The following is a 25,328-nucleotide window of genomic DNA, read 5'->3' as shown; positions in this document are numbered from 1 at the left end:
AGGTGTTCGGGATCAACGGCGGCGAGCTGCTCGTCCTGCTGCTCGTCGCCGCCCTGGTGGTCGGACCCGAGCGGCTGCCGGCCTACGCCGAGCAGCTGGCGGGGTGGGTGCGGCGCCTGCGCGACGTGGCCCGCGACACCAAGGACCGCGTCGACGCGGAGCTCGGTGCCGACGACGTCGACTGGGCGGCGCTCGACCCCCGGCGGTACGACCCGCGCCGCATCGTGCGGGACGCGCTGCTCGACGAACCGTCCGCCCACGAGCCGTCCCGGCCTGCCGCGCCGCGCCCCGGGCGGGTGCGCGCGACGGCGGCGGCCGCCGCCGCACCGACGGCGGCGTTCGCCCGCGCGGCTGCGCCACCGGGTGGTCCCGCGCCGTTCGACGACGAGGCGACCTGACCGCCCCACGTCCGGCACCTCAGCCCAGCCGCACCATGCTCCACCCGCACCGCACCGGCCCCGGCCGACGACCCCCAGGAGGACCCCGCATGACCCAGGTGCTGTCCTCGTCGCAGCCGGCCACGCCGTCCGCCGCAGGCCGACGGATCTTCTCGGGCATGCAGCCGACGTCGGACTCCCTCCAGCTCGGCAACTACCTCGGCGCGCTGACCCAGTGGGTCGCGCTGCAGGACACGCACGACGCCATCTACTGCGTCGTCGACCTGCACGCGCTCACGGTCGGGCCGGACCCGAAGGTGCTGCGCGAGCGGACCCGGCGCACGGCCGCGCAGTACCTGGCGGCCGGGGTGGACCCGCAGCGGTCCATCCTGTTCGTGCAGTCGCACGTGCCCGAGCACGCCGAGCTCGCCTGGATCCTGTCGTGCCACACGGGGTTCGGCGAGGCGGGGCGGATGACGCAGTTCAAGGACAAGTCGGCCCGGCACGGCTCGGACGGCACCACCGTCGGGCTGTTCACGTACCCGGTGCTGATGGCCGCGGACATCCTGCTGTACGACACGGCGCTCGTGCCCGTGGGTGAGGACCAGCGCCAGCACCTCGAGCTGACGCGCGACCTGGCGCAGCGGCTGAACTCCCGCTTCGGCAAGGGCACGGTCGTCGTCCCCGAGCCGTACATCGTGTCGGCCACGGCCAAGATCTACGACCTGCAGGACCCGACCGCCAAGATGAGCAAGTCGGCCGAGAGCCCCAACGGGCTCATCGAGCTGCTGGACGACCCCAAGGTCGTCGCCAAGCGCATCCGGTCGGCCGTGACGGACGCCGAGCGGGAGATCCGGTACGACCCGGCGACCAAGCCGGGGGTGTCCAACCTCCTGACCATCCTCTCGGCCCTGTCCGGGCGGGCGATCCCGTCGCTGGAGGCGGACTACGTCGGCAAGGGCTACGGGGACCTGAAGAAGGACCTCGCGGAGGTCGTGGTCGACTTCCTCACCCCGTTCCAGGAGCGGGTGCGCCACTACATGTCGGACCCGTCGGCGCTCGACGACGTCCTGGCCGACGGTGCGGCGCGGGCCCGCGAGCTCGCCACGCCGACGCTCGAGCGGGTGTACGACCGCTCGGGTCTGCTGCCGCGGCGTCGGACGCACGCGTGAGGCTTCCCCGGGCCGCCGCGGGCGAGACGGTCGTCGGCGTCGCGATCGCGGTGCCCGAGCCGTTCCGCACGCAGCTGCACGACGCCCGCGTGCGGTTCGGCGACCCCGAGGCGCGCAACATCGTGCCCCACGTGACGCTCGTCGGGCCCACCCCGGTGCCGGACGACCGCCTGGCGGCGCTGGACGAGCACCTCGCGGCGACGGCGGCCCGGCACCACCCGTTCCGGATCCGGCTGCACGGGACGCAGACGTTCCGGCCGGTGTCCCCGGTGGTGTTCGTCGCTCTGGTCGAGGGTGCCTCGCAGTGCGCGGGGCTGGAGTCGGCGCTGCGCGTCGGGAGCCTGCAGGTCGCCACGCAGTTCCCGTACCACCCGCACGTCACGGTGGCGCACGACCTGGACGACGCGGCGCTCGACGCGGCGCAGGCCGCGATGGTCGACTACGACGCCGCGTTCGACGTCACCGGTATCCACCGGTTCGTGCACGACGGGACCGGCTGGTGCCCGGTCCGCCGGTTCGCCCTGGGCGCCGTGACCGGCGCCCCGGATGCCCCGGGGGCGGCGCACCCCTAGATTCGTCGCCATGGATCGGCGCACCACCCGGCACGAGCGGACCGTCGCAGCACCGCCCGCGGGCGCCGGAGCGGCGCACCGGCACGCCACCGAGGAGGCGCCGGACCCGGTGGCCGGGCCGCGGTGGGCGGCGGGGTTCCCCGGGGTCGTGCAGCGCGTGCAGGCTCTGCTCGCGTGGTGGCAGCGGACGCGGGTGGCCCGCGCCAACGCGCGTTTCGGTGCGGCCGGCGGCGGGCTGCTCACGGGCGGGATCGCGTACACGACGTTGTTCTCGGTGTTCGCCGGGCTCACGATCGGCTACACGGCGTTCATGGCGGTCCTCGGCGGGAACGCGGAGCTGCGTGCGACGGTGCTGCGGACGATCGGGCAGTCGCTGCCCGGGCTGATCGACACCGGCGACGGCGAGGGGCTGCTGAAGCCGGACCAGCTCGAGCTGAGCACAGGGCTCGGCATCGCCGGTGTCGTCGCGTTCGGCGTCCTGCTCTTCACCGCGATCTCCGCCACGGCGGCGCTGCGCACGGCGGTCCGCGCGATGTTCGGTGCGCGCACCGCCGGCAACGTGGTCCTGGGCAAGCTGCGCGAGCTGGGCGCGTTCGTCGGCATCGCACTGGCGGTGCTGCTCTCGGCGGTCCTCGGCATCGCGGTGACGACGGCGGCCGACTGGCTGCTGGGGCTCGTGGGCTGGTCGGACACGTCCGGGCTGGTGGTGCGGGTCGCGGGCATCCTCGTCGCGTTCGTGGTCGACGCGGGGCTGTTCGTCATGATCGTGCGCGTCCTCGCCGGTCAGGCGCCCGCGCGGCGCGACCTGCTGGGGGGAGCCGCCATCGCCGCGGCGGGGCTCGGGATCGTGCGGGTCCTCGGCACGGCCGTGGTGGCAGGCTCGGTGCGCAGCAACCCGGTGCTCGCGTCCTTCGCGGTGATCGTGGTGCTGCTGGTGTGGATGAAGCTCATCGCCCGCATCGTGCTGCTCGCGGCGGCGTGGACCGCGAACCCGCCGGCGCCGTCACCGGCGGATCAGGAGGGCGACGACGCGAGCGCGGCCAGGAGCGCGGTGAGCCGCGCGGCGTAGGCGGCCACCCCGGCGCGGGTGCGCGCGGGCTCACCGACGCGCAGCAGGTTCAGCATGCCCGGGTCGCCGGCCTCCTGACCGGCGGCGATGCGGTCGGCCGACGCGGTCATGCGCGGGACCACGTGCCGCGCGACGTCCTGCGCGGCCGGCGCCGGGCGCCCGAGCGCGGCCGCCTGCTCCCCGTACGCCCGGGTGAGCAGGCGCAGGCGGCGCGCGCCCTCCTGCGCGCCGGGTTCGGCGTAGAACGGCACACCGCTCCAGGCGAACATCACCAGGTCGTCCAGCGGCACGCCCGGGCCGGCGACGTCCCAGTCCACGACGCCCACGACGTCGTCGGCGCCGGGCCCGGCGACGAGCATGTTGTACATCGTCGCGTCGTGGTGGCACACGATCTCGCCGGGGGCGAGGTCCCGGTCCACCAGGCGCCAGCGCGCCTCGACCGGCCGCAGGTCCGCCACCGCGTCGTGGTACCGCGCCAGCCAGGCCGCGCCGGACGCGAGGCGGGCGTCGGTCACCTCGGCGAGGTCGACCACCTCACCGGGGAGGTGCTCGAGCACCTCGCGGCCCTGCGCGTCGATCCCCAGCGGGGCGGGAACCCCGTCCAGCCCGCGGGAGCGCACGTGGGCGAGGAGCGTGTGCACGGTCGGCGTCCAGGGTCCGGCCGGGCGGCGCACGGTGGGACCCACGCGCACGGCGCCGCCGACGTTGCCGCCCGGCAGCGTGACCTCGGGTGCGCCGGGGTCGGGCTCGACGTAGCGCGGCAACGCGTCCAGCGGGTCCAGCGGGTCCGGGGCCGGCCCTGTGGGCGGACCGGCGGGGCGCTCGTCGGTGGGCACGCGTCAGCATGCCACGACGGGCGCCCCGCGCGTGCTGCGCAGGACGCCCGTCGGGCGTGCGGTGCTGGGGTCCGTCAGAAGGCGCGGGTGATCATCGCGCGCTTGACCTCCTGGATCGCCTTGGTGACCTCGATGCCGCGGGGGCACGCCTCGGTGCAGTTGAAGGTCGTGCGGCACCGCCACACGCCCTCCTTGTCGTTGAGGATCTCCAGGCGCTGCGTCCCGCCCTCGTCGCGGCTGTCGAAGATGAAGCGGTGCGCGTTGACGATGGCCGCGGGCCCGAAGTACTGCCCGTCGGTCCAGAACACGGGGCAGGAGGACGTGCACGCGGCGCACAGGATGCACTTGGTGGTGTCGTCGTACCGTTCGCGCTGCTCGGGGGACTGCAGCCTCTCCTTGGTGGGCTCGGTGCCCGTGGTGACGAGGAACGGCATGATCTCGCGGTAGGACGCGAAGAACGGCTCCATGTCGACCACGAGGTCCTTGACCACCGGCAGGCCCTTGATGGGCTCGACGACGATCGGCTTGCCCGGGTCCAGGTCCTTGAGCAGCGTCTTGCACGCCAGGCGGTTGCGGCCGTTGATGCGCATCGCGTCCGAGCCGCAGATGCCGTGCGCGCACGACCGGCGGAACGTCAGCGAACCGTCCTGCTCCCACTTGATCTTGTGCAGCGCGTCCAGGACGCGGTCGGTGCCGTGCACGTCGACCGTGAACTCGTCCCAGCGGGGCTCGGCCTCGAACGGCTCGCCGAACGCCGGGATGGCGTCGTCCGCCGGCAGGAACCGGCGGATCCGCAGCGTGACCTGGAACGACGGGACGGCGCCGGCCTCGGGCGCGGGGGCTTCCACGGTGGCGGTCATCAGTACTTGCGCTCCATCGGCTGGTAGCGGGTGACGGTGACGGGCTTGGCCCCGAGGACCACCTGGTAGCCGTCGAAGGTCTCGGCCCGGCGGAACGACGCGTCGGACCCCGTGACGGTGGCGTCCGCGGCGCCGGCCGCGACCGGTCGCCGGTAGGCCATCGTGTGCTGCATGAACCGCGTGTCGTCGCGGTCGGGGAAGTCCTCGCGGAAGTGCCCGCCGCGCGACTCCTCCCGGTTGAGCGCCCCGACGACGACCGTCTCGGCGATGTCGAGCAGGAAGCCCAGCTCGACGGCCTCGAGCAGGTCCGTGTTGAACGTGCGCGTCTTGTCCTGCACCGACACGGCCTCGTACCGCTTGCGCAGCGCCTTGATGTCGGCCAGCGCCTGGGTCAGGGACTCCGAGGTGCGGAACACCTGGGCGTTCGCGTCCATCGTCTCCTGCAGCGCGCGCCGGATGTCCGCCACTCGCTCGCCGTCGGGCCGCGTGCGGATCGTCTCCAGCTCGGCCTCGACGCGTGTCGCCGGGTTCGGGGGCAGCTCCACGAACGGTGCGGTGGCGGCGTAGGCGGCGGCCGACTGGCCGGCGCGCTTGCCGAAGACGTTGATGTCCAGCAGCGAGTTGGTGCCCAGGCGGTTCGACCCGTGCACCGAGACGCAGGCGACCTCGCCGGCGGCGTACAGCCCCTTGATGACGTCGGTCGGGTTGCGCAGCACCTCGCCCGCGATGTTCGTGGGGATGCCGCCCATGGCGTAGTGCGCCGTGGGGTAGACCGGCACGGGCTCGGTGTACGGCTCGATGCCGAGGTAGGTCCGCGCGAACTCCGTGATGTCCGGGAGCTTGGCGTCGATGTGCGCCGGCTCCAGGTGCGTGAGGTCGAGCAGGACGTAGTCCTTGTTCGGGCCCGCGCCGCGGCCCTCGCGCACCTCGTTGGCCATCGACCGGGCGACGATGTCGCGCGGCGCGAGGTCCTTGATGGTCGGGGCGTAGCGCTCCATGAACCGCTCGCCGTCGGCGTTGCGCAGGATCCCGCCCTCGCCGCGGGCGGCCTCGGACAGCAGGATGCCCAGGCCCGCCAGGCCGGTCGGGTGGAACTGGAAGAACTCCATGTCCTCCAGCGGGATGCCGCGGCGGTACGCCAGCGCCATGCCGTCACCGGTGAGGGTGTGGGCGTTCGACGTCGTCTTGTAGATCTTGCCCGCGCCGCCGGTGGCGAACACGACGGCCTTGGCCTGGAAGACGTGGATCTCGCCCGTCGCCAGCTCGTAGGCCACCACGCCGGTGGCGTTGACCTCCTCGCCGTCGGGCACGTCGCCCGTGGCCAGGTCGTGGTCGACCAGCAGGTCGAGGACGTAGAACTCGTTGAAGAACTCGACGTCGTTCTTCACGCACTGCTGGTAGAGCGTCTGCAGGATCATGTGGCCCGTGCGGTCCGCGGCGTAGCAGGAGCGGCGCACGGCGGCCTCGCCGTGGTTGCGGGTGTGCCCGCCGAACCGGCGCTGGTCGATGCGGCCCTCGGGCGTGCGGTTGAACGGCAGGCCCATCTTCTCCAGGTCGAGCACCGCGTCGATGGCCTCCTTGGCCATCACCTCGGCGGCGTCCTGGTCGACCAGGTAGTCACCGCCCTTGACGGTGTCGAACGTGTGCCACTCCCAGTTGTCCTCCTCGACGTTGGCGAGCGCGGCGCACATGCCGCCCTGCGCCGCGCCGGTGTGGGAGCGGGTGGGGAAGAGCTTGGAGATGACGGCCGTGCGCACGCGCGTCGAGGACTCGAGCGCGGCACGCATCCCGGCGCCGCCCGCGCCGACGATGACGACGTCGTACTGGTGGGTCTGCATCGGCTGTGAGGCCTTCCTTGCTGGGGGGCGACCGGGGATCAGCGCGCGCAGAACGACGGCAGCAGATCGGCCGGGCTGTTCGGGGGGCACGGGTCGAACGTGAAGATCACGAGCGTGCCGAGGACGATGACGACGACGGTCGCGGCGTACAGCGCGAGCTTCAGCACCAGGCGGGTGCCGTCCTTCTCCGCGTAGTCGTTGATGATCGTCCGCACGCCGTTGGTGCCGTGCAGCATGGCGAGCCACAGCATCAGCAGGTCCCAGACCTGCCAGAACGGCGATGCCCACTTGCCCGCGACGAAGCCGAAGTCGATGGCGCTGATGCCCTCGCCCTGGATCAGGTTCACGAACAGGTGGCCGAAGATCAGGACGACGAGCAGGACGCCCGACGCGCGCATGAACACCCAGCCGTACAGCTCGAAGTTGCCGCGGGTGGTGCGGCGCGACGGGCCGGGGCGCGACGCGCGGGGAGCCTTGGGATCGGCGATCGTGCTCATCAGTGGCCCCCGAAGACGTTCATCAGGTGACGCGGCAGGAAGCCCGCCATCGTCACGACGAGCAGGCCCAGGACGACCCACAGCATGACCCGCTGGTACTTCGGGCCCTTGGCCCAGAAGTCCACGAGGATCAGGCGGATGCCGTTGAACGCGTGGAACACGATGGCCGCGACGAGGCCGGCCTCGCCCAGACCCATGATCGGGTTCTTGTACGTCCCGATCACGTCGTTGTACGCCTCGGGGGAGACCCGGACGAGCGCGGTGTCGAGCACGTGCACGAGCAGGAAGAAGAAGATCGCGAAACCGGTGATGCGGTGCGCGACCCAGGACCACATGCCTTCGCGCCCGCGGTAGAGCGTTCCGGCCGGCCGCGCTGGCGCGGTGGGCGCTGAGGACACGGTGGGGGGCCTCCTGTGGCGAGTTCGCGAGAGGACGTCGATGTCCTGAAGTCCTCTCACTGTAATGACCTGCGCCACGTCCGGACCTCGCCCCGAGCGGTGACGGCGCGGCACGGCGGCCGATTGTGACCAAGCCCACACGGCGCCCGCTCCGTCCGGGACCTCGGTCCGTGGCCCGCGCCGTCCTGCCGAGGCCGGTCCACGGCGGTGCCCGCGGTACCGGCGCCCGGCCGCTACGTTGTCGGCATGCCGGACGCACCCATCATCGACTTCCATGCCGTCGTCCCCGCCGGGGGCGCCGGGACCCGCCTGTGGCCGCTCTCGCGCGCGGGCCACCCCAAGTTCCTGCTCGACCTCACGGGCACCGGCCGGACCCTGCTGCAGGCCACGGTGGACCGTCTGCTCCCGCTCACCGGCCCGGGCCACGTGCTCGTGGTGACCGGCGCGCGGCACGCCGCCGCGGTCGCCGACCAGCTGCCGGAGCTGGGTGCCGAGCACGTGCTGGCCGAGCCGAGCCCGCGCGACTCCATGGCGGCGATCGGCCTGGCGGCCGCCGTGCTGGCGCGGCGGCACGGGCCGGACGTGGTGCTCGGGTCCTTCGCGGCGGACCACGTCATCACCGGTCTGCCCGGGTTCGAGGCGACGATCCGGCAGGCCGTGGCCGCCGCGCGCACCGGCGCGGTCGTCACGATCGGCATCCCGGCCACCGAGCCGTCCACCGCGTTCGGGTACGTGCAGGCGGGCGAGCCGCTGGGCGCCCCCGGCGCACCCAGCGCCCGGCGCGCCCTCGGCTTCACCGAGAAGCCCGACGCGCAGACCGCGGCCGCGTACCTGGCCGCGGGCGGGTACAGCTGGAACGCCGGCATGTTCGTCGTGCGCGCCGGCGTCCTGCTGGAGCACCTGGCCGCGCAGCTGCCCGCGCTGCACGACGGCCTGCTGCGGATCGCGGCCGCGTGGGACACCGACGAGCGCGACGCCCGACTCGCCGACACGTGGCCAGGACTGACGAGGATCGCGATCGACCACGCCATCGCCGAGCCCGTGGCCGCCGCGGGCGGCGTCGCGGTGGTGCCCGGCACCTTCGGCTGGGACGACGTCGGCGACTTCGCCTCGCTGGGCGCGCTGCTCGGGACCGGCGACGGCGGCCCGACGCTCGGCACGCCGGACGACGTGCTGCGCATCGACGCGGACGGCTCGGTGGTCGCCACCGGCGGGCGCACGGTCACGGTCGTCGGCGTGCCCGACGCCGTGGTGGTCGACACCGCCGACGCCCTGCTCGTGACCACGCGCGCCCACGCCCAGCAGGTCAAGGCGGCCGTCGACGGGTGGCGTGCCCGGGGCCGCGACGACCTGCTCTGACCGCGGCGTCGGCGGGCTGCGGCGATACCCTCGTCCAATGCCCGCCACGCCCGTCGACCAGCTCGCCGCACCCCCCAGCGCCCAGGACGTGCCCGCGCTGCGCACGCTCTGCCCGGAGCCGACCGACCCGGGCGCCCGTGACCTGGCCGCCGTCCTGGACGGGATGCGGGCCGAGCTCGTCGCGATCCGGCGCGACCTGCACGCGCACCCCGAGCTCGGGCGCACCGAGGAGCGGACCACGCGCGTCGTCGCCGAGCGGCTGGCGGCCGCGGGTCTGACCCCGCACCTGCTGCCCGGGTCCGGCCTGTGGTGCGACATCGGCCCCACGGTCTCCGGGTCGGGCGCGCGCCGGGTCGCGCTGCGCGCCGACCTCGACGGGCTGCCCGTGCCGGACACGTGCGGCCTGCCGTGGGCGGCGGAGCACCGCGGCGTCGCGCACGCCTGCGGGCACGACGTGCACACGGCCGCGGTCCTCGGTGCCGGCCTGGCGCTGGCGCGCCTCGCGGCCGACGGCGGGCTCGACGTCGGCGTGCGGCTCGTCTTCCAGCCCGCCGAGGAGGTGCAGCCCGGTGGCTCCATCGACGTCATCAACGAGGGCGGGCTGGACGGGGTCGGCGAGATCTTCTCGGTGCACTGCGACCCGAAGCTGGACGTCGGCATGGTCGGCACGCGCATCGGCCCGATCACGTCGGCGTCCGACGAGGTCACCGTCACGGTGACGGGTGAGGGCGGCCACACGTCGCGCCCGCACCTCACGGGTGACGTCGTGTTCGCGCTGGGCCAGGTCATCACGCAGGTGCCCGCGGTGCTGGGCCGGCGGCTGGACCCGCGCTCCGGCGTGAACCTCACGTGGGGCGCCGTGCGCGCGGGGACCGTCCCCAACGCGATCCCGGGGACGGGCACCGTGATGGGCACGCTGCGGTGCCTCGACGTGCGCGCCTGGGAGCGGGCGTCGGCCGTGTTCGAGCAGGCCGTGGCCGACGTCGTGCGCCCGCTGGGGGTCGAGGTCGAGGTGAAGCACCAGCGCGGCGTGCCGCCCGTGGAGAACCGCGCCGAGAGCACCGGCGTGCTGGAGGCGGCCGCCCACGACATGCTGGGACCGGAAGCCGTGCGGCTGACCGAGCAGTCGCTCGGCGGCGAGGACTTCGCGTGGTACCTCACGAAGGTGCCCGGCGCCCTGGCACGGCTCGGCACCCGCACCCCCGGGGGTCGGACGTACGACATCCACCAGGGCGACCTGCGGGTGGACGAGCGTGCCGTGGAGGCGGGTGCGCTGCTCCTCGCGCGGGCCGCCCAGCTGGCGGGCCGACGCGGCCGCGTCTGATCCGTCCGTATCGATGTGCGGACAGCACGACCGAAGGGCGGGAACAGGTTGCGAATTCATCACAGAACCTGCAGGGATACCCGCCGGTAACAGTTCGGTGACCTGCAGGTGCCTAGGGTCCACAGTGATCAAGCCGACTGGTCGGGCACGTCGGCGGTGCAACGCTGCGCCGTCCGTCCGTCCCGGGCACCTGTGCGGCGGGACGACGAGAAGTGGGAGACCTGTCGTGAAGAAGATCGTTCGAGTGGCCGCACTCGGTGGGGCGCTCGCCCTCACGCTCGCGGCGTGTGGCAGTGCACCCGACGCCGCGGAGCCGTCCGCCGGTGGTGACGAGGCCTCGGACTTCAAGGCCTGCGTCGTCTCCGACGCCGGTGGCTTCGACGACAAGAGCTTCAACCAGCTCAGCTACGAGGGCACGAAGGAGGCGACCGAGGAGCTCGGCGCCGGCTTCGCCGAGGTCCAGTCGGACTCCGAGGCGGACTTCGCGACGAACCTCGAGAGCCTCGTGGCCGAGAACTGCAACGCGATCGTGTCCGTCGGCTTCGCGCTGTCGGCCGCGACGGTCGAGTCGGCCGAGGCCAACTCCGAGATCGACTACATCCTGGTCGACGACGCCGCGGACAACGACTTCGACGGCACCAAGGACGCGGAGAACATCAAGCCGCTGCTGTACGACACGGCGCAGGCCGCGTTCCTCGCCGGCTACCTGGCCGCCGGCTACTCGGCCGACAACGGCGTGTCGAAGGTCGGCACGTTCGGCGGCCAGCCCTACCCGACCGTCACGATCTTCATGGACGGCTTCAAGCAGGGCGTCGAGTACTACAACGAGGTCAAGGGCGCGGACGTCCAGCTCGTCGGCTACCAGGGCGGCGACCAGGGCTCCTTCACCGGCGGCTTCGAGGCCAACGACACGGCCAAGCAGGTCGCGGCCGGCATCATCGACCAGGGCGTCGACGTGATCCTGCCCGTGGGTGGCCCGATCTACCAGTCCGCGATGGACGCCATCGCCGACTCGGGCCGCGAGGTCGCGCTCATCGGCGCCGACGCCGACGTCTTCGAGACGGACCCGGCCACGCAGGACCTGGTCCTCACGTCGATCCTCAAGAACATGAAGCTGTCGACCTACGAGGCCGTCCTGGCCGCGGGCGAGGGCGAGTTCGACCCCGAGGCGTACGTCGGCACGCTGGCGAACGACGGTGTGGGCATCGCCCCGCTGCACAACTTCGAGTCCAAGGTGTCCCCGGAGCTGGTCACCGAGGTCGAGGAGCTCAAGCAGCAGATCATCGACGGCGACATCACGGTCACCTCGTACCTCTCCGAGTGACCGCGGCAGCGCACGTGTGACGCACACCCGGGCGGGTCGGCCACGGCCCGCCCGGGTGGTCACGTGCGACGATCGCAGGGTCGGCCGGCGACCCGACCGGACCATCCGCACCGCACCGTCCCGACCCGTCCCGAGGACCGTCCCCATGAAGCTCGAGCTGCGCGGCATCACCAAGCGCTTCGGCGCCCTGGTCGCCAACGACCACATCGACCTCACGGTCGAGCCGGGAGAGATCCACTGCCTGCTCGGGGAGAACGGTGCGGGCAAGTCCACCCTGATGAACGTCCTGTACGGCCTCTACCAGGCCGACGAGGGCGAGATCCTCCTGGACGACGAGGTCCAGCACTTCGCCGGCCCGGGCGACGCCATGGCCGCCGGCATCGGCATGGTGCACCAGCACTTCATGCTCGTCCCCGTCTTCACGGTCGCGGAGAACGTCATGCTCGGGCACGAGCAGACGACGACCGGCGGCCGGCTCGACCTCGACGCGGCGCGCAGCCGGGTGCGCGAGATCGCCGACCGCTTCGGGTTCCACGTCGACCCCGACGCGGTGGTCGAGGACCTGCCCGTCGGCGTCCAGCAGCGGGTCGAGATCATCAAGGCCCTGTCGCGCGACGCGCGCGTCCTGGTGTTCGACGAGCCGACCGCGGTGCTGACGCCGCAGGAGACCGACGAGCTCATGGACATGATGCGTCGGCTGAAGGCCGGCGGCACCGCGATCGTCTTCATCACCCACAAGCTCCGCGAGGTCCGCGAGGTCGCCGACCGCATCACGGTCGTGCGCCGCGGCGCCGTGGTCGGGGAGGCCTCGCCCACCGCGACGGACGCCGAGCTCGCCTCCCTCATGGTCGGCCGCCCCGTCGAGCTGGTCGTGCACCGGGAGCCGGCGCGGCCCCAGGGCGACGGGCTGAGGGTCGAGCACCTGCAGGTCACCGACGCACGCGGCACGGTGCTCGTCGACGACGTGTCGTTCGAGGTACCCCGTGGCGAGATCCTGGTCGTCGCGGGCGTGCAGGGCAACGGGCAGACCGAGCTGGCGGAGGCGCTGGCAGGGCTGCAGGGGTTCGTCACCGGCAGCATCCGCCTCGGGTCCACCGAGCTCGTCGGGCGCTCGGTGCGCCGGGTGCTGGACGCCGGCGTCGGCTACGTGCCCGAGGACCGCACGCTGGACGGGCTCGTCGCCGAGTTCACCGTCGCCGAGAACCTCGTGCTCGACCGCACCGACGGGCCGCCGTTCGTGCGGGCCGGGGCGCTGCAGCTGCGGGCGCGCGACCGGTTCGCCCGCGACATGGTCGAGCAGTACGACATCCGCACCCAGGGCATCGACTCGCCGGTGGGGCGGCTGTCCGGGGGCAACCAGCAGAAGGTCGTCGTCGCCCGTGAGCTCTCGCGCGACCTGCGCCTGCTCGTGGCGGCCCAGCCGACGCGCGGCGTCGACGTCGGCTCGATCGAGTTCATCCACAAGCGCATCGTCGAGACGCGGGACGAGGGCGTCCCGGTGGTCGTCGTCGCCACCGAGCTGGACGAGGCGGTCGCCCTGGGCGACCGGATCCTCGTCATGTACCGCGGCCGTGTGGTCGGCATCGTCCCGTCCGACACCCCGCGCGACGTCCTCGGCCTCATGATGGCCGGCATCGCGCCGAACGAGGGAGAGGCCGCGTGAGCGAGCCCAAGGAGCCCGGCGACCAGGGCGTCGCCGACGTGGTCGTGCCCGACACGGTGGTGACCGACGTGGGCGGTGACGACGCCGGGCCCACGCCCGTCCGTGACACCCGGTGGAACGACGCGCTGCAGCGCGTGGCGTCCGGCGGCTGGGCGGTCTCGCTCGGTGCCGTGGTGCTCGCGGTGCTGGCCGGGTCGGTGATGATCGCCTTCACGGACGAGGGCGTGCAGTCGGCCGCCTCGTACTTCTTCTCGCGCCCCGGTGACACGTTCGCCGCCATCGGCCAGGCCGTCGGCGGCGCGTACGCGGCGCTCTTCCGCGGTGCGGTCTACAACTACACGGCGGACTCGTTCGCGCAGGGGATCCGGCCGCTCACGCAGTCGATGACCTACGCGACGCCGCTGATCGCCGCCGGTCTCGGGCTGGCGCTGGCGTTCCGCTCCGGCCTGTTCAACATCGGCGGGCAGGGGCAGATGCTCATGGCCGCGGCGGGTGCCGGCTGGGTCGGGTTCGCCTGGGAACTGCCGGGCGGGCTGCACCTGCTGGTGGCGCTCGTCGTCGGTGTCGCGGCCGGTGCGCTGTGGGGCGGTCTCGCGGGCCTGCTCAAGGCCGCGACGGGGGCGCACGAGGTGATCGTCACGATCATGCTCAACTACATCGCGTTCTACCTGCTGTCCTACCTGCTGGCAACGCCGGGCCTGCTGCAGGCGCCCGGGTCGGCCAACCCCAAGTCGCCGCCCATGGCGGACACCGCGCTCCTGCCGCGGCTGCTGGGCCCGGAGTTCCGCCTGCACCTCGGCTTCCTCCTCGCGCTCGGCGCGGTGGTGCTGACGTGGTGGCTGCTGGAGCGCTCGAGCCTCGGCTTCTCGCTGCGGGCGGTGGGCGAGAACGCCCGCGCCGCGCGCGTCGCCGGCATCCACGTGCCCCGCGCGACCGTGATGGCGATGCTCCTCAGCGGTGCGCTGGTGGGCCTCGCGGGCAGCACGCAGGTGCTCGGGCTCATCACCACGGGCTTCAGCTACGACATCGACGCGGGCATCGGGTTCGACGCGATCACCGTGGCGCTGCTCGGGTCGTCGAACCCGGTCGGGGTGCTGTTCGCGGGGCTGCTGTTCGGTGGCTTCAAGGCCGGGGGCTCGGTCATGCAGGCATCCGAGGGGATCCCGATCGAGATCGTCCTGGTCGTGCAGTCCCTGATCGTCCTGTTCATCGCGGCGCCGCCGCTGGTGCGGGCGGTGTTCCGGCTTCCGCAGCCGGGCCGTCGGGCACCGGCGGGGACCCGCCGGTCCGGCGCCTCGCGCCGTGAGGAGGTGCAGCGATGAGCACGACGACGGTGGAGCCCACCGAGGCGTCCGGCGGTGCCGTCGAGCACCGCACGGTGACCGTGGTGTCCCGCAAGGGGCCCGTGGTGCTCGGCGTGGTGACGGTGCTGTTCGCGCTGCTGCTGATGGTGCGGCCCCGTGAGGGTGACGCGAGGTTCCGCCTCGCCAGCTCCGGGGACCTCGTGAGCCTGCCGAGCCTGGCCGTGCCCGGCACCGCGACCGGGTGGGTCTGCGTCGCGGTCATGGCGCTGCTGTCGCTGCTCGCCGCCTGGCGCGTCATGCGCCGGCACAAGGTCCCGGTGTGGGTCTCGGCGCTGTTCGCGGCGGTCTTCCTCGTCGGGTTCCTCGCCTGGGCCGCGGCCGGCAGCCCGAGCGACATCCCCGCGGTCCGCCTCATCGGTGGTGCCGTGCTGCTCGCGGTGCCCATCGTCTTCGGTGCGCTGGGCGGCGTGATCGGCGAGCGTGCCGGCGTCGTCAACATCGCCATCGAGGGCCAGCTGCTCGCCGGGGCGTTCTGCGCCGCGGTCGCGGCCTCGGTGACGAACAGCCCGTGGGTCGGCCTGCTGGCCGCGGTGCTCGCGGGTGTCCTGGTCGCCGCCGTGCTCGGGGTGTTCACGATCACGTACCGCGTCAACCAGGTCATCGTGGGTGTCGTGCTCAACGTGCTGGTGATCGGCGTGACCAGCTTCCTGTACTCGCAGGTGCTGGTGCCCAACCCCCAGCTCAACAGCACCACGCGGTTCTCGAACATCGCGATCCCCGGGCTCTCGCACATCCCCGTGATCGGCCCGTCGCTGTTCAACCAGACGGTCGTCGTCTACCTCATGTACCTGGTGGTGCCCGGTGTGTGGTTCGCGCTGTACCGCACGCGCTGGGGCCTGCGCCTGCGTGCCGTGGGGGAGCACCCCAAGGCCGCCGACACCGTCGGCATCAAGGTCGAGCGCACGCGGTACCGGGCGCTGCTCGTGGCGGGCGCGATCGCCGGTGTCGGTGGCGCGTTCTACACCGTCGTGTCGGTGTCGGCCTTCGGCAAGGAGATGACCGCCGGTGCCGGGTTCATCGCCCTGGCCGCCGTCATCTTCGGCAAGTGGGACCCGGTGCGCGCCGCGCTGGCCGCGCTGCTGTTCGGGTTCGCGTCGAACCTCGAGGGTGCCCTGAGCATCGTCGGCGCCCCGGTGCCGAGCCAGTTCATGCTCATGCTGCCGTACGTCGTGACGCTGCTCGCCGTGGCGGGCCTGGTCGGCCGCTCGCGCGGCCCGGCGGCGTCCGGCGAGGCCTACGTCAAGGAATGAGCGGAGAGGGAGACATGCCCAGCAGCACGCGGACCGTCGACTGGGACGGCCTGCGGGCCGCCGCACGCGACGTCATGACCCGGGCCTACGCCCCGTACTCGCGGTTCCCGGTCGGCGCGGCGGCGCTGGTCGACGACGGGCGGGTGGTCGCCGGCTGCAACGTCGAGAACGCGTCGTACGGCGTCGGCCTGTGCGCCGAGTGCAGCCTGGTGTCGATGCTGCACGTGACCGGGGGCGGCCGGCTGGTCGCGTTCGTCTGCGTCGACGGGCACGGCGACGTCCTCATGCCGTGCGGACGCTGCCGGCAGCTGCTGTTCGAGCACGGCGGGCCCGACCTGCTGCTCGAGACGGTCAGCGGCGTACGGCCCATGAGCGAGGTGCTGCCCGACGCCTTCGGGCCGACGGACCTCACCGTGCGCGGTGGGGGTCAGGACAAGGAGCAGGGATGAGCGAGCAGTTCGACGCCGTCGACGTCATCGTCGCCAAGCGGGACGGGCGCCGGCTGACCGACGGCCAGATCGACTGGGTGGTCGACGCGTACACCCGCGGGGTCGTCGCGGACGAGCAGATGTCGGCCCTCGCCATGGCGATCCTGCTCAACGGCATGGACCGCGCCGAGATCGCGCGCTGGACGGCGGCGATGATCGCCAGCGGCGAGCGCATGGACTTCTCCGGCCTGTCGCGGCCCACGGCGGACAAGCACTCCACCGGGGGCGTGGGCGACAAGATCACGCTGCCGCTGGCGCCGCTCGTCGCCGTGTTCGGCGTGGCCGTGCCGCAGCTGTCCGGCCGCGGGCTCGGCCACACCGGGGGCACTCTCGACAAGCTCGAGGCGATCCCGGGCTGGCGCGCCGCGCTGAGCAACGACGAGATGATGCGCCAGCTCGAGGACGTCGGCGCCGTCATCTGCGCCGCCGGGTCGGGCCTGGCACCGGCGGACCGCAAGCTCTACGCGCTGCGCGACGTCACCGGCACGGTCGAGGCGATCCCGCTGATCGCGAGCTCGATCATGAGCAAGAAGATCGCCGAGGGCACCGGCTCGCTCGTGCTCGACGTGAAGGTCGGCTCCGGCGCGTTCATGAAGGACGCGGAGCGCGCGGGCGAGCTGGCCCGCACGATGGTCGCGCTCGGCACCGACGCCGGGGTGCGCACGGTCGCGCTGCTCACCGACATGTCGACGCCCCTGGGCCTGACGGCGGGCAACGCGCTCGAGGTCCGCGAGTCGGTCGAGGTCCTGGCCGGCGGCGGCCCGGCGGACGTCGTCGAGCTGACCGTCGCGCTGGCGCGCGAGATGCTCGCCGCAGCGGGGCAGCCGGACGCGGACCCGGCCGCGGCGCTGGCCGACGGCCGCGCGATGGACGTGTGGCGCCGGATGATCGCTGCGCAGGGCGGCGACCCCGACGCCGAGCTGCCCGTCGCACGGGAGCAGGAGCAGGTGCTCGCCGAGGCCGACGGTGTCCTGACGACGCTCGACGCGTACGCCGTGGGCGTCGCCGCGTGGCGCCTCGGCGCGGGCCGGGCCCGCAAGGAGGACCCGGTGCAGGCCGGTGCGGGCATCGAGATCCACGCCCGCCCGGGGGACACCGTCCGCCGCGGCCAGCCGCTGCTCACGCTGCACACCGACACCCCGGAGCGCTTCGCCCGCGCGCACGAGGCGCTGGCCGGTGGCGTGGTCGTCGACCCGCAGGGCACGCCCGGTGCGACCCGCCCGCTCGTGCTCGACCGCGTCGCGGCGGACTGACGTCCGCACGGCCCGGTCGCGGCACCTGCGCGCCCGGGTCACGATGAGGAACGTCCCCTGCCGCCGCACCACCACGGAGGAGCCATGAGCACCGTCCCCGGAGCACAGTCCTGGCGCGACGCCGGCCTGGCGCCCGTCGACACGGAGCAGCCGCTGACGCTGACGGACGCCGACGAGACCGCCGACGACGAGCCGGAGGACCACGTCCCCGGTTTCCCCCGGCCGGACCGTGAGGGCCGCGCCGAGGAGGCCGACGTGGTCGAGCAGTCCGCCGAGGTGCACCTGGACGACGACGAGGGCGCCGACGCGTGACACCGACCCCTGACGGGCAGGACCTCGACGAGACGCTGCGCGCGCTGCCGAAGGTCCTGCTGCACGACCACCTCGACGGCGGGCTGCGCCCGGAGACGATGATCGAGCTGTCCGCCGCGATCGGCCACGAGCTGCCGACGACGGACCCGCAGGCCCTCGGGCGCTGGTTCGTCGAGGCGGCCGGCTCGGGCTCGCTGCCGCGGTACCTCGAGACGTTCACGCACACCCTGGCGGTCATGCAGACCGCCGAGGGGCTGCGCCGTGTGGCCCGGGAGGCCGTGCTCGACCTCGCTGCGGACGGCGTCGTGCACGCCGAGGAGCGGTACGCGCCCGAGCAGCACCTGGAGCGCGGCCTGACGCTGCAGCAGGTCGTCGACGCGGTGCGTGAGGGCTTCGCGCAGGGTGAGGCCGAGGCGCGGTCCGCCGGTCACGAGATCCGGGTGGTGCAGGTCCTGTCCGCGATGCGGCAGGCGGACCGGTCCGACGAGATCGCCGCGCTCGCGCTGGCGAACCGGGACGCGGGCGTCGTGGGCTTCGACATCGCCGGACCGGAGGAGGGGTTCCCGCCGTCGCGGCACGCGGCCGCGTTCCGCGTCGTGCGCGACGCGAGCTTCCCGGCCACCGTGCACGCGGGTGAGGACGCGGGGCTCGACTCGATGGCGGAGGCGCTGCACGTCGCGGGCGCCGTCCGGCTGGGCCACGGCGTCCGGCTGGCCGACGACGTCCACGAGGGGCCCGACGGGTCGTGGCGGCTGGGGCTGCTGGCGCACTGGGTGCGCGACCGGCGCGTCCCGCTGGAGGTGTGCCCGTCGTCCAACCTGCAGACGGGCGCGGCCGCCTCGGTGGCGGCCCACCCCGTGACCCTGCTGCGTCGCGCCGGGTTCGAGGTCACCGTCAACACGGACAACCGCCTGCAGTCCGGCACGTCGCTGTCGCGCGAGCTGGGTCTGCTGGTGCGGGAGGCGGGGTGGACGCTCGACGACGTGGTCGACGTGACCGTGACCGCCGCCCGGCACACGTTCCTGCACCAGGACGAGCGCCACGCGCTCGTCGACCGCATCACCGGCCCGGCGGTCCCGCCGGGCGCAGCACGCCCCGGGAGGCACCGCGCATGACCACCGACGACACCCCGACCACGCACGTCCCCCTCGACGCCGTCGGCCTCGCACGCTTCGTCGACCACACGCTGCTCAAGCCGGAGGCCACGCGGGCCGACGTGGAGGCGCTGGTGGCCGAGGGCGTCGAGCTCGGGGTGTACTCCGTGTGCGTGTCGCCCTCGTTCCTGCCGCTGGAGATCCCCGTCGGTCTGGACGGTGCGCCGGACCTGCTGGTCGCGACGGTCTGCGGGTTCCCGTCGGGCAAGCACCACAGCGACGTCAAGGCGGCCGAGGCGGCGCGCGCGGTGGCGGACGGCGCCGCGGAGGTCGACATGGTCATCGACGTGGGTGCCGCCAAGGAGCGTCGCTTCGCCGACGTCGGCCGCGACATCGCCGCCGTGCGCGCGGCCGTGCCCGCCCCGACCGTCCTGAAGGTCATCATCGAGTCCGCCGCGCTGACGGACGACGAGATCGTGCACGTCTGCGAGGCCGCGGAGGCCGCGGGTGCGGACTTCGTCAAGACGTCGACGGGCTTCCACCCGGCGGGCGGCGCCACGGTGCACGCCGTGCGCCTGATGTCGCGGACGGTCGGCGGCCGGCTGGGCGTCAAGGCGTCGGGCGGGATCCGGACGGCGGCGGACGCGCTCGCGATGATCGAGGCCGGGGCCACCCGGCTGGGGCTGTCGGGCACCGCATCCGTGCTCGCGGGCCTGACGGCGGACGGCGACTACTGACCTCTCGGGCTCCGGCGCGATGAGAGAGGCGTGAGAATCTGCCGCTCGGTCGGGTGAATACCCGCTGATCCGGACGATTCGGGCGTTGACTGGTCCGCGGAGGGCAGACCATGGTGGACGGTCGTCCGGATAGCGCTCGCTCGACGCCGACCACGCAGGTCAGGAGCAGGTCCGCCCGGTCCACCCGGACCCCGACGGCGCGCACCGCCGGGAGGAGACGCACGCGGCATGGGCCCGATCAGGCGCGGCACGGTCGTCGTGGCGCTCGTCGCGGCCTTCGTGCTGGGCGCGGCCCTGGCGAGCGCCCTCGGGGACCACGGGGCCGAGCGGCTCCGGCTCGCCGTCCCCGAGCCGTGGCGTGCCGCGTGGTCGGAGGCGCACGTGCTCGAGGGCGACCGGGTGGCGCTCGCGTGGGGCGGGCGCGCCGGGCCCGACCCGACCGCCGCGCCGGACGCCCTGCGGTTCGACCCGGACGTCGTCGTCGCCCAGCTCGAGGCGCTGCACGCGCTCGACGTCGACGAGGCCGGTCTGGGTGCGGACGAGGGGCCGCTGGCGGAGCACAAGCTCCTCGTCGTGGTCGACGGGACGTGGGCGCAGGGTCCGGGCGCCGCCACGCCCGTGGACCCGCCCGTGACCGCCGACGAGCCGTCCGGCGACCCGGTGCCGCCGACCCGGGGGGCGGTCGTCGACGGGATCGCGCTCCTGCGGGTGCAGCCCGCCGTGCTGGCGTCCTCCCTCGAGCCGGAGGTCGCCGCGGCCGCCGTCGCCGGTGCGACGGCGTCGGCCTCCGCCGCCGCGACGCCGTCGGCCGCGGGTCCCGCCCCGACCGACGGTGCGGCGCGGTCCGCGGGGGTGCCGGTGCCGGCCGGTACGCCGTGGGAGCTCGCCCGTGGTGTCGCGGAGGCCCTGCAGCACCTCACCGCGGCGGCGCACCCCGGGCACGGCCTCACACCCGAGTCGGCGGCGACCCTGCGCACGGCGGCGTCCGCGTACCTGGCGACGCTCGCGGTGCCAGGGGACCATGCCGACGTCTCGGACCACCTGCTCGCCCCGCACCTCGCCTGGGGCAGCGCACGCCAGGGTGCGGCGGGGTGGCTGCTGCTGCAGCACCTCGCCGACCGTTCGTCGCCGCGGCTCGTGGGCGACCTGTGGACCGGCTCCTCCGACACCGAGCACCTGCTCGGCGCGTACGTTCGGCTCACGTCCTCCAACGCCGCGGCGCTCAACCGCCGGGTGACGCAGTACGCCATGCGCGTGGCCGTCGACGACCTCACGCCGGGCGGGCTGCACCAGGGCGTGGACCCCGTCCTCGTCGCGCACCGCACCACGCCCGTGGAGGCCGTGGCGGACGACCCTTCGCACCACCGGGTGACCGGTACGTTCGCGCCGGGTGCGTACGGCTACACCGTGGTGCGGCTCGTGCCCGACGGGTCCGGCACCGACGTGCGGGTGCGCGTGCGCGGGCACGTCGGCAGCGGGGCGGGGGAGCACCCCGGCTGGAGCTTCGGGCTCGTCGCGGTCGGGCCGGGCGGCCCGCGGTACAGCCCCGTCACGGAGGCCACCGACGGTGAGCTGCGCCTCGCGCTGCGCGCCGGCGAGGACGAGGTGTACCTCGTGGTCGCGGCTACGCCGACCGAGGTGGTCGCCTCGGGGCTGGAGACGTTCCCCCGGACCGCCCGCTACCCCTACGAGTTCCGGGTCGCGGGCGCGACGGTGTCCGACCCCGTCGCCGCCCTCGCCGCCGAGGGCGGCCACCGGCACCCGCACGGGGGCGGCTGGGTCGACGACACGGCGCGCGTCGACCCTGCCGCGTACGTCGCGACGGGTGCCGTGGTGCGGGGCGACGCCGTCGTCGGCCCGGGAGTGCGTCTCGAGGGGCGCGCGTGGGTGGAGGGCGGCGCCGAGCTCACGGGCGACGTGGTCGTGCGCGACGTCGCACGGGTGCTGGGATCGGCGCGGCTGTCGGGCGAGGTCGTGCTGGGAGGTGACGCCGTCGTCGGGTTCACGTGCGACGCCGGCGCCTACACCGCCTACCGCCCGGGCGCGGTCTGCGACCCGTCCGCGGTGGACACCGACGTGAACCCCGTCGTGCCGCCCTTCGCCCCGGGGGAGACGACCCTCAGCGACGGACTGCCCACGGTGACGCCGTCGAGCGGGCCGACGCCCGAGGCCGGCCCGGAGCCGTCCGTCACGTCCCCGTCGCGTCCGGCGGCGGCGACGCCGCCCGCCGCTGCACCACCCTCGGACGGGGCGCAGCCGGGCGTGGCGGCGCCGCCGGCGGCCGTGCCCGCGGGCGCCTGCACCGCCACCTACGAGGTGGTGACCTCGTGGCCGGGCGGCATGCAGGCCCAGGTCACCGTGACCGCCACGACGTCGGGGGTCCGCGGCTGGGTGCTCACCTGGACGCAGCCCGACGGGCTGGAGATCACCGAGCAGTGGGCCGCGGAGATCACCCGCAGCGGGAGCACGGTGACGGCGGAGAACATGCCGTGGAACGGCATCATCGAGGACGGGGGCAGCGTGACGTTCGGTTTCAACGGCACGGCCGCGAGCGACACCGCCCGGTCCGTCCCGCAGGTGCGCTGCACGCGTACCGGCTGAGGCCCCCACGCACCCGCTCGAGCGGCGGACGCCGCCGCTCGACCGGTCAGCTCCCGTCCAGGCCCAGCGCGGTCCGCACGTCGGCCGCCAGGTGGTCCAGGCGCTCGCGTGCCGTGCGGTGCGCGGTGTCGAGGGCGCCACGGTCCGCGTCGGCGGCGACGGGGACGACGACCTCGAGGTAGGCCTTGACCTTGGGCTCGGTGCCCGACGGGCGCACCACCACCCGCGTGCCGTCGGCCGTGAGGAGCCGCAGCCCGTCGGTCGGGGGCAGCCCGCCGCGGTCGTCGTCGGTGCCGGCGGCCAGGTCCACGACCTCGACCACGGGCGAGCCGGCCAGCTGCGCCGGCGGCCGCTCCCGCAGCGCGGACATCGTCGCGCCGATGCGGCTGAGGTCGGCGAACCGCGCGCTGACCTGCCCGGTCGCGTGCAGGCCGTGGGCGCGGGCCAGGTCGTCCAACGCGTCGACGAGAGTGCGGCCCTCCGCCGCCAGGCGGGCGGCCAGGTCGCACACCCGCACGGCGGCCGACATGCCGTCCTTGTCACGCACGTGCGCGGGGTCGACGCAGTACCCCAGCGCCTCCTCGTACCCGAAGACCAGACCGTCGACGCGGGAGATCCACTTGAAGCCGGTGAGCGTCGAGGCGAACCGCAGCCCGGCGTCGGCGGCGATCGCCGCCAGCAGCCGCGACGACACGATCGAGCACGCGAGCGTCGGTGCCGCGCCGTCGGGGCGGTCGTCCGCGCGCACCCGGGCGGCCGCGTCGGCGCCCAGCAGGGCACCGACCTCGTCGCCGGTGAGCATGCGCCAGCCGTCGGCCTGCGGGGTCTCCGGCCCGCGGGCGGGCACGTGCGCGCGGGGGTCGATCAGGGCGACGGCGCACCGGTCGGCGTCGGGGTCGACCGCCACGACGAGGTCGGCCCGCATCGCGGCGGCCAGCGCCAGCGCGAGGTCGGTCGCGCCCGGCTCCTCGGGGTTGGGGAAGGCGACCGTGGGGAAGTCGGGGTCCGGCTCCGCCTGCTCGGGCACCAGGGTGACGTCGGTGAAGCCCGCACGCGTCAGGACGTCGCGCGTCAGGGCGCCGCCCACGCCGTGCAGCGGGGTCACGACGACCTTCAGCCGGGCGCGGTGGTCCGGGTCGCCGCCCGGGGCGACGGCGGCGGCGTCGGCGGCGTACGCCTCGACCACGTCCTCGCCGAGGACGGTCCAGCCGGACGCGGCGCGCGGCACGGACGCGACCGACGGCACGCGGGCGATCGCCGCCGCGATGGCGGTGTCCGCGGGCGGCACGATCTGGGCGCCCTGCCCGGCGCCGGTGACGACGCGCCCGCCGAGGTACACCTTGTACCCGTTGTCCTGCGGCGGGTTGTGCGATGCGGTCACCATGACGCCGGCGTCGGCCCCGAACCGCCGGACGGCCGAGGCGAGCACCGGGGTCGGCAGCGGCCGCGGCAGCAGCAGCACGTCGATCCCGACCGCCGTCATGACCGCCGCGGTGTCGAGCGCGAACGTGTGCGAGTTGTGGCGCGCGTCGTAACCGACGACCACGCGGGGCGGCGGGGTCGCACCCTCGAGCTCACCGGTGAGGAAGTCCGCCAGCCCCGCCGCGGCGCGGATCACGACGGCGCGGTTCATGCGGTGCGGTCCGCCGCCCAGCTCACCGCGCAGACCCGCGGTGCCGAACTGCAGGAGCCCGCTGAACCGGTCCTCGAGGTCGGCGCGGGCGGCCTGCGCCTCCTGGCGTGCCAGGTCGGCCACCGGTCCGTCGCCACCGGGCTCGGGCGTGTCCCGCGCGGTCTGCAGCAGCGACGTCAGCTCGTCGGCCGTCCGCGGGTCCGGGTCGTCGGCCACCCAGGCCCCGACCCGGCGCACCAGGTCGTCCCAGGCGTCGTCCTCCACCGGGTCGGCGGCGGGGTTCCGGTCGGTCGCGGCCGGCGCCGGGGCGTCCCCGCGCAGCACGTCGTCGTTGTCCGTGGCGCTCACGGACACCAACCTACTGGCGGGGCCACGGCCCGGCACCGTCACCGCGTGCGCCTCACAACCGCCGCACGACCTCCGCGAGCAGCGCGCTGATGCGCGGCCCGGCGGCGCGTCCGGCCTCGAGGACCTCGGCGTGGTCGAGCGGCTCCGGGCTGATGCCCGCGGCCAGGTTGGTCACCAGCGAGATGCCGAGCACCTCGAGACCCGCGTGGCGGGCGGCGATGGCCTCCAGGGTGGTGGACATGCCGACGAGGTCGCCCCCGAGGCGGCCGGCCATGGCGACCTCCGCGGGCGTCTCGTAGTGCGGGCCGGGGAACTGCACGTACACGCCCTCGTCGAGCGACGCGTCGACCTCCCGCGCCACGGCACGCAGCCGGGACGAGTACAGGTCGGTGAGGTCCACGAAGGTCGCGCCCTCGAGCGGCGACGTCGCCGTGAGGTTGATGTGGTCGCGGATCAGCACGGGCGTGCCCGGCCCCCACGCCAGGTTCAGGCCGCCGCAGCCGTTGGTGAGCACCACCGTCGACGCACCCGTGGCCGCGGCGGTCCGCACGCCGTGCACGACGCGACGCACGCCGCGCCCCTCGTACAGGTGGGTGCGCGAGCCCAGCACCAGCGCGTACCGGTCGGGCCGGGTGCCGTCACCCGCGATCCGCACCGAGCGCAGCATGCCGACGTGGCCCGCCACCGCGGCCCGCGTGAACCCGGGGACCTCGTGGCTCGGGATCTCGGCGACGGTCTCGCCGAGCAGGTCCGCCGCACCGCCCCACCCGGAGCCCAGCACGAGTGCGACGTCGTGCCGCGCGACGCCGGTGCGCTGCGCGATCACCTCCGCCGCGAGTCGTGCCACGTCGAAGGGGTCGGTCGTCGGGTCGTCGAGGCTGGGCAGCGCGCCACCGGTGAGGTCGCGGGCGGGGGAGACGTCGGTCATGGGAACAGGCTAACCACGTGCCGGCCGGGCA

23 protein-coding genes are annotated in these 25,328 nt (G+C 74.3%); 16 read left to right on the top strand and 7 right to left on the bottom strand.

Features of this window, described 5'->3' with window-relative positions; all coding sequences use genetic code 11:
- Positions 1–2: 2 nt before the first annotated feature.
- The 4 genes from J1G43_RS16540 to J1G43_RS16525 all read left to right on the top strand — a co-directional run bounded on the left by J1G43_RS16540 (position 3) and on the right by J1G43_RS16525 (position 3,190).
- A complete protein-coding gene (locus tag J1G43_RS16540; RefSeq protein WP_207371256.1) occupies positions 3–398 on the top strand; it encodes a Sec-independent protein translocase TatB in 396 nt (131 codons plus the stop codon).
- A gap of 89 nt (positions 399–487) precedes the next feature.
- Positions 488–1,549, top strand: a complete 1,062-nt coding sequence (trpS, locus tag J1G43_RS16535; RefSeq protein ID WP_207371257.1) for a tryptophan--tRNA ligase — start codon at positions 488–490, stop codon at positions 1,547–1,549.
- Entirely contained in the window at positions 1,546–2,121 is a 576-nt protein-coding gene (locus J1G43_RS16530) for a 2'-5' RNA ligase family protein (protein ID WP_207371258.1), read from the top strand. Before trpS ends, J1G43_RS16530 begins: the two co-directional genes overlap by 4 nt.
- Before the next feature lie 10 nt (positions 2,122–2,131).
- Positions 2,132–3,190 carry a YihY/virulence factor BrkB family protein gene (locus J1G43_RS16525; protein ID WP_207378855.1) on the top strand — a complete coding sequence of 353 codons (1,059 nt, stop codon included), beginning with the start codon at positions 2,132–2,134 and terminating at the stop codon, positions 3,188–3,190.
- Here J1G43_RS16525 and J1G43_RS16520 read toward each other — a convergent pair.
- From J1G43_RS16520 to sdhC, 5 genes are all read right to left on the bottom strand, one after another.
- Entirely contained in the window at positions 3,136–4,026 is an 891-nt protein-coding gene (locus tag J1G43_RS16520) for a phosphotransferase (protein WP_307859637.1), read from the bottom strand. The genes J1G43_RS16525 and J1G43_RS16520 overlap by 55 nt on opposite strands.
- 74 nt (positions 4,027–4,100) lie before the next feature.
- Positions 4,101–4,886, bottom strand: coding sequence for a succinate dehydrogenase iron-sulfur subunit (locus J1G43_RS16515; RefSeq protein ID WP_207371260.1), 786 nt, complete (start codon positions 4,884–4,886; stop codon positions 4,101–4,103).
- On the bottom strand, positions 4,886–6,724 hold the full coding sequence (sdhA, locus tag J1G43_RS16510; RefSeq protein WP_207371261.1) for a succinate dehydrogenase flavoprotein subunit: 1,839 nt from the start codon (positions 6,722–6,724) through the stop codon (positions 4,886–4,888). Before sdhA ends, J1G43_RS16515 begins: the two co-directional genes overlap by 1 nt.
- 38 nt (positions 6,725–6,762) lie before the next feature.
- Complete coding sequence (locus tag J1G43_RS16505) at positions 6,763–7,221, bottom strand: succinate dehydrogenase hydrophobic membrane anchor subunit (RefSeq protein ID WP_207371262.1); 459 nt, start codon at positions 7,219–7,221, stop codon at positions 6,763–6,765.
- Positions 7,221–7,619, bottom strand: a complete 399-nt coding sequence (gene sdhC / locus J1G43_RS16500; protein ID WP_207341623.1) for a succinate dehydrogenase, cytochrome b556 subunit — start codon at positions 7,617–7,619, stop codon at positions 7,221–7,223. Before sdhC ends, J1G43_RS16505 begins: the two co-directional genes overlap by 1 nt.
- 246 nt (positions 7,620–7,865) lie before the next feature.
- Between sdhC and J1G43_RS16495 the strand changes: the two genes are divergently transcribed.
- The 12 genes from J1G43_RS16495 to J1G43_RS16440 all read left to right on the top strand — a co-directional run bounded on the left by J1G43_RS16495 (position 7,866) and on the right by J1G43_RS16440 (position 22,388).
- Positions 7,866–8,978, top strand: coding sequence for a mannose-1-phosphate guanylyltransferase (locus J1G43_RS16495; RefSeq protein WP_207371263.1), 1,113 nt, complete (start codon positions 7,866–7,868; stop codon positions 8,976–8,978).
- A 37-nt stretch (positions 8,979–9,015) separates the two neighbouring features.
- A complete protein-coding gene (locus J1G43_RS16490; protein ID WP_207378854.1) occupies positions 9,016–10,302 on the top strand; it encodes an amidohydrolase in 1,287 nt (428 codons plus the stop codon).
- A gap of 226 nt (positions 10,303–10,528) precedes the next feature.
- A complete protein-coding gene (locus J1G43_RS16485) occupies positions 10,529–11,626 on the top strand; it encodes a BMP family protein (protein ID WP_207378853.1) in 1,098 nt (365 codons plus the stop codon).
- A 145-nt stretch (positions 11,627–11,771) separates the two neighbouring features.
- Positions 11,772–13,289, top strand: coding sequence for an ABC transporter ATP-binding protein (locus tag J1G43_RS16480; RefSeq protein WP_207341627.1), 1,518 nt, complete (start codon positions 11,772–11,774; stop codon positions 13,287–13,289).
- Positions 13,286–14,611: an ABC transporter permease gene (locus J1G43_RS16475; protein ID WP_207378852.1), complete on the top strand. Its 1,326-nt coding sequence runs from the start codon at positions 13,286–13,288 to the stop codon at positions 14,609–14,611. The genes J1G43_RS16480 and J1G43_RS16475 overlap by 4 nt, the downstream gene beginning before the upstream one ends.
- Positions 14,608–15,903, top strand: coding sequence for an ABC transporter permease (locus tag J1G43_RS16470; protein ID WP_207371266.1), 1,296 nt, complete (start codon positions 14,608–14,610; stop codon positions 15,901–15,903). Before J1G43_RS16475 ends, J1G43_RS16470 begins: the two co-directional genes overlap by 4 nt.
- Before the next feature lie 14 nt (positions 15,904–15,917).
- On the top strand, positions 15,918–16,352 hold the full coding sequence (locus tag J1G43_RS16465; RefSeq protein WP_207378851.1) for a cytidine deaminase: 435 nt from the start codon (positions 15,918–15,920) through the stop codon (positions 16,350–16,352).
- The gene (locus J1G43_RS16460; RefSeq protein WP_207378850.1) at positions 16,349–17,644 is read left to right on the top strand and encodes a thymidine phosphorylase; all 1,296 of its coding nucleotides are present in this window, start codon (positions 16,349–16,351) and stop codon (positions 17,642–17,644) included. Before J1G43_RS16465 ends, J1G43_RS16460 begins: the two co-directional genes overlap by 4 nt.
- 84 nt (positions 17,645–17,728) lie before the next feature.
- Complete coding sequence (locus J1G43_RS16455) at positions 17,729–17,956, top strand: hypothetical protein (RefSeq protein ID WP_207341632.1); 228 nt, start codon at positions 17,729–17,731, stop codon at positions 17,954–17,956.
- Complete coding sequence (locus tag J1G43_RS16450; protein ID WP_207341633.1) at positions 17,953–19,071, top strand: adenosine deaminase; 1,119 nt, start codon at positions 17,953–17,955, stop codon at positions 19,069–19,071. The genes J1G43_RS16455 and J1G43_RS16450 overlap by 4 nt, the downstream gene beginning before the upstream one ends.
- Complete coding sequence (gene deoC / locus J1G43_RS16445; protein ID WP_207378849.1) at positions 19,068–19,787, top strand: deoxyribose-phosphate aldolase; 720 nt, start codon at positions 19,068–19,070, stop codon at positions 19,785–19,787. Before J1G43_RS16450 ends, deoC begins: the two co-directional genes overlap by 4 nt.
- A gap of 228 nt (positions 19,788–20,015) precedes the next feature.
- Positions 20,016–22,388, top strand: a complete 2,373-nt coding sequence (locus tag J1G43_RS16440; protein ID WP_207378848.1) for a DUF6055 domain-containing protein — start codon at positions 20,016–20,018, stop codon at positions 22,386–22,388.
- A 46-nt stretch (positions 22,389–22,434) separates the two neighbouring features.
- Here J1G43_RS16440 and J1G43_RS16435 read toward each other — a convergent pair whose 3' ends face one another.
- Positions 22,435–24,285, bottom strand: a complete 1,851-nt coding sequence (locus J1G43_RS16435; RefSeq protein WP_307859645.1) for a phospho-sugar mutase — start codon at positions 24,283–24,285, stop codon at positions 22,435–22,437.
- A 136-nt stretch (positions 24,286–24,421) separates the two neighbouring features.
- The gene (locus tag J1G43_RS16430) at positions 24,422–25,297 is read right to left on the bottom strand and encodes a purine-nucleoside phosphorylase (RefSeq protein ID WP_207371267.1); all 876 of its coding nucleotides are present in this window, start codon (positions 25,295–25,297) and stop codon (positions 24,422–24,424) included.
- Between the last annotated feature and the right edge of the window lie 31 nt (positions 25,298–25,328).

This window comes from Cellulomonas sp. zg-ZUI22, from assembly GCF_017353535.1.
Classification (GTDB): domain Bacteria; phylum Actinomycetota; class Actinomycetes; order Actinomycetales; family Cellulomonadaceae; genus Cellulomonas; species Cellulomonas wangleii.
Note: the sequence above shows the minus strand (reverse complement) of the source record. Positions and strands in the feature narration are given on the sequence as shown.

What these genes read in the sequence shown, in the direction of transcription:
- J1G43_RS16460 (WP_207378850.1), top strand. Translation starts at nt 16,349, where the DNA reads ATGAGCGAGCAGTTCGACGCCGTCGACGTCATCGTCGCCAAGCGGGAC.
- trpS (WP_207371257.1), top strand. Translation starts at nt 488, where the DNA reads ATGACCCAGGTGCTGTCCTCGTCGCAGCCGGCCACGCCGTCCGCCGCA.
- J1G43_RS16430 (WP_207371267.1), bottom strand. Translation starts at nt 25,297, where the DNA reads ATGACCGACGTCTCCCCCGCCCGCGACCTCACCGGTGGCGCGCTGCCC.
- J1G43_RS16505 (WP_207371262.1), bottom strand. Translation starts at nt 7,221, where the DNA reads ATGAGCACGATCGCCGATCCCAAGGCTCCCCGCGCGTCGCGCCCCGGC.
- deoC (WP_207378849.1), top strand. Translation starts at nt 19,068, where the DNA reads ATGACCACCGACGACACCCCGACCACGCACGTCCCCCTCGACGCCGTC.
- J1G43_RS16465 (WP_207378851.1), top strand. Translation starts at nt 15,918, where the DNA reads ATGCCCAGCAGCACGCGGACCGTCGACTGGGACGGCCTGCGGGCCGCC.
- J1G43_RS16480 (WP_207341627.1), top strand. Translation starts at nt 11,772, where the DNA reads ATGAAGCTCGAGCTGCGCGGCATCACCAAGCGCTTCGGCGCCCTGGTC.
- J1G43_RS16515 (WP_207371260.1), bottom strand. Translation starts at nt 4,886, where the DNA reads ATGACCGCCACCGTGGAAGCCCCCGCGCCCGAGGCCGGCGCCGTCCCG.
- sdhA (WP_207371261.1), bottom strand. Translation starts at nt 6,724, where the DNA reads ATGCAGACCCACCAGTACGACGTCGTCATCGTCGGCGCGGGCGGCGCC.
- J1G43_RS16455 (WP_207341632.1), top strand. Translation starts at nt 17,729, where the DNA reads ATGAGCACCGTCCCCGGAGCACAGTCCTGGCGCGACGCCGGCCTGGCG.
- J1G43_RS16440 (WP_207378848.1), top strand. Translation starts at nt 20,016, where the DNA reads ATGGGCCCGATCAGGCGCGGCACGGTCGTCGTGGCGCTCGTCGCGGCC.
- J1G43_RS16470 (WP_207371266.1), top strand. Translation starts at nt 14,608, where the DNA reads ATGAGCACGACGACGGTGGAGCCCACCGAGGCGTCCGGCGGTGCCGTC.
- J1G43_RS16495 (WP_207371263.1), top strand. Translation starts at nt 7,866, where the DNA reads ATGCCGGACGCACCCATCATCGACTTCCATGCCGTCGTCCCCGCCGGG.
- J1G43_RS16525 (WP_207378855.1), top strand. Translation starts at nt 2,132, where the DNA reads ATGGATCGGCGCACCACCCGGCACGAGCGGACCGTCGCAGCACCGCCC.
- J1G43_RS16490 (WP_207378854.1), top strand. Translation starts at nt 9,016, where the DNA reads ATGCCCGCCACGCCCGTCGACCAGCTCGCCGCACCCCCCAGCGCCCAG.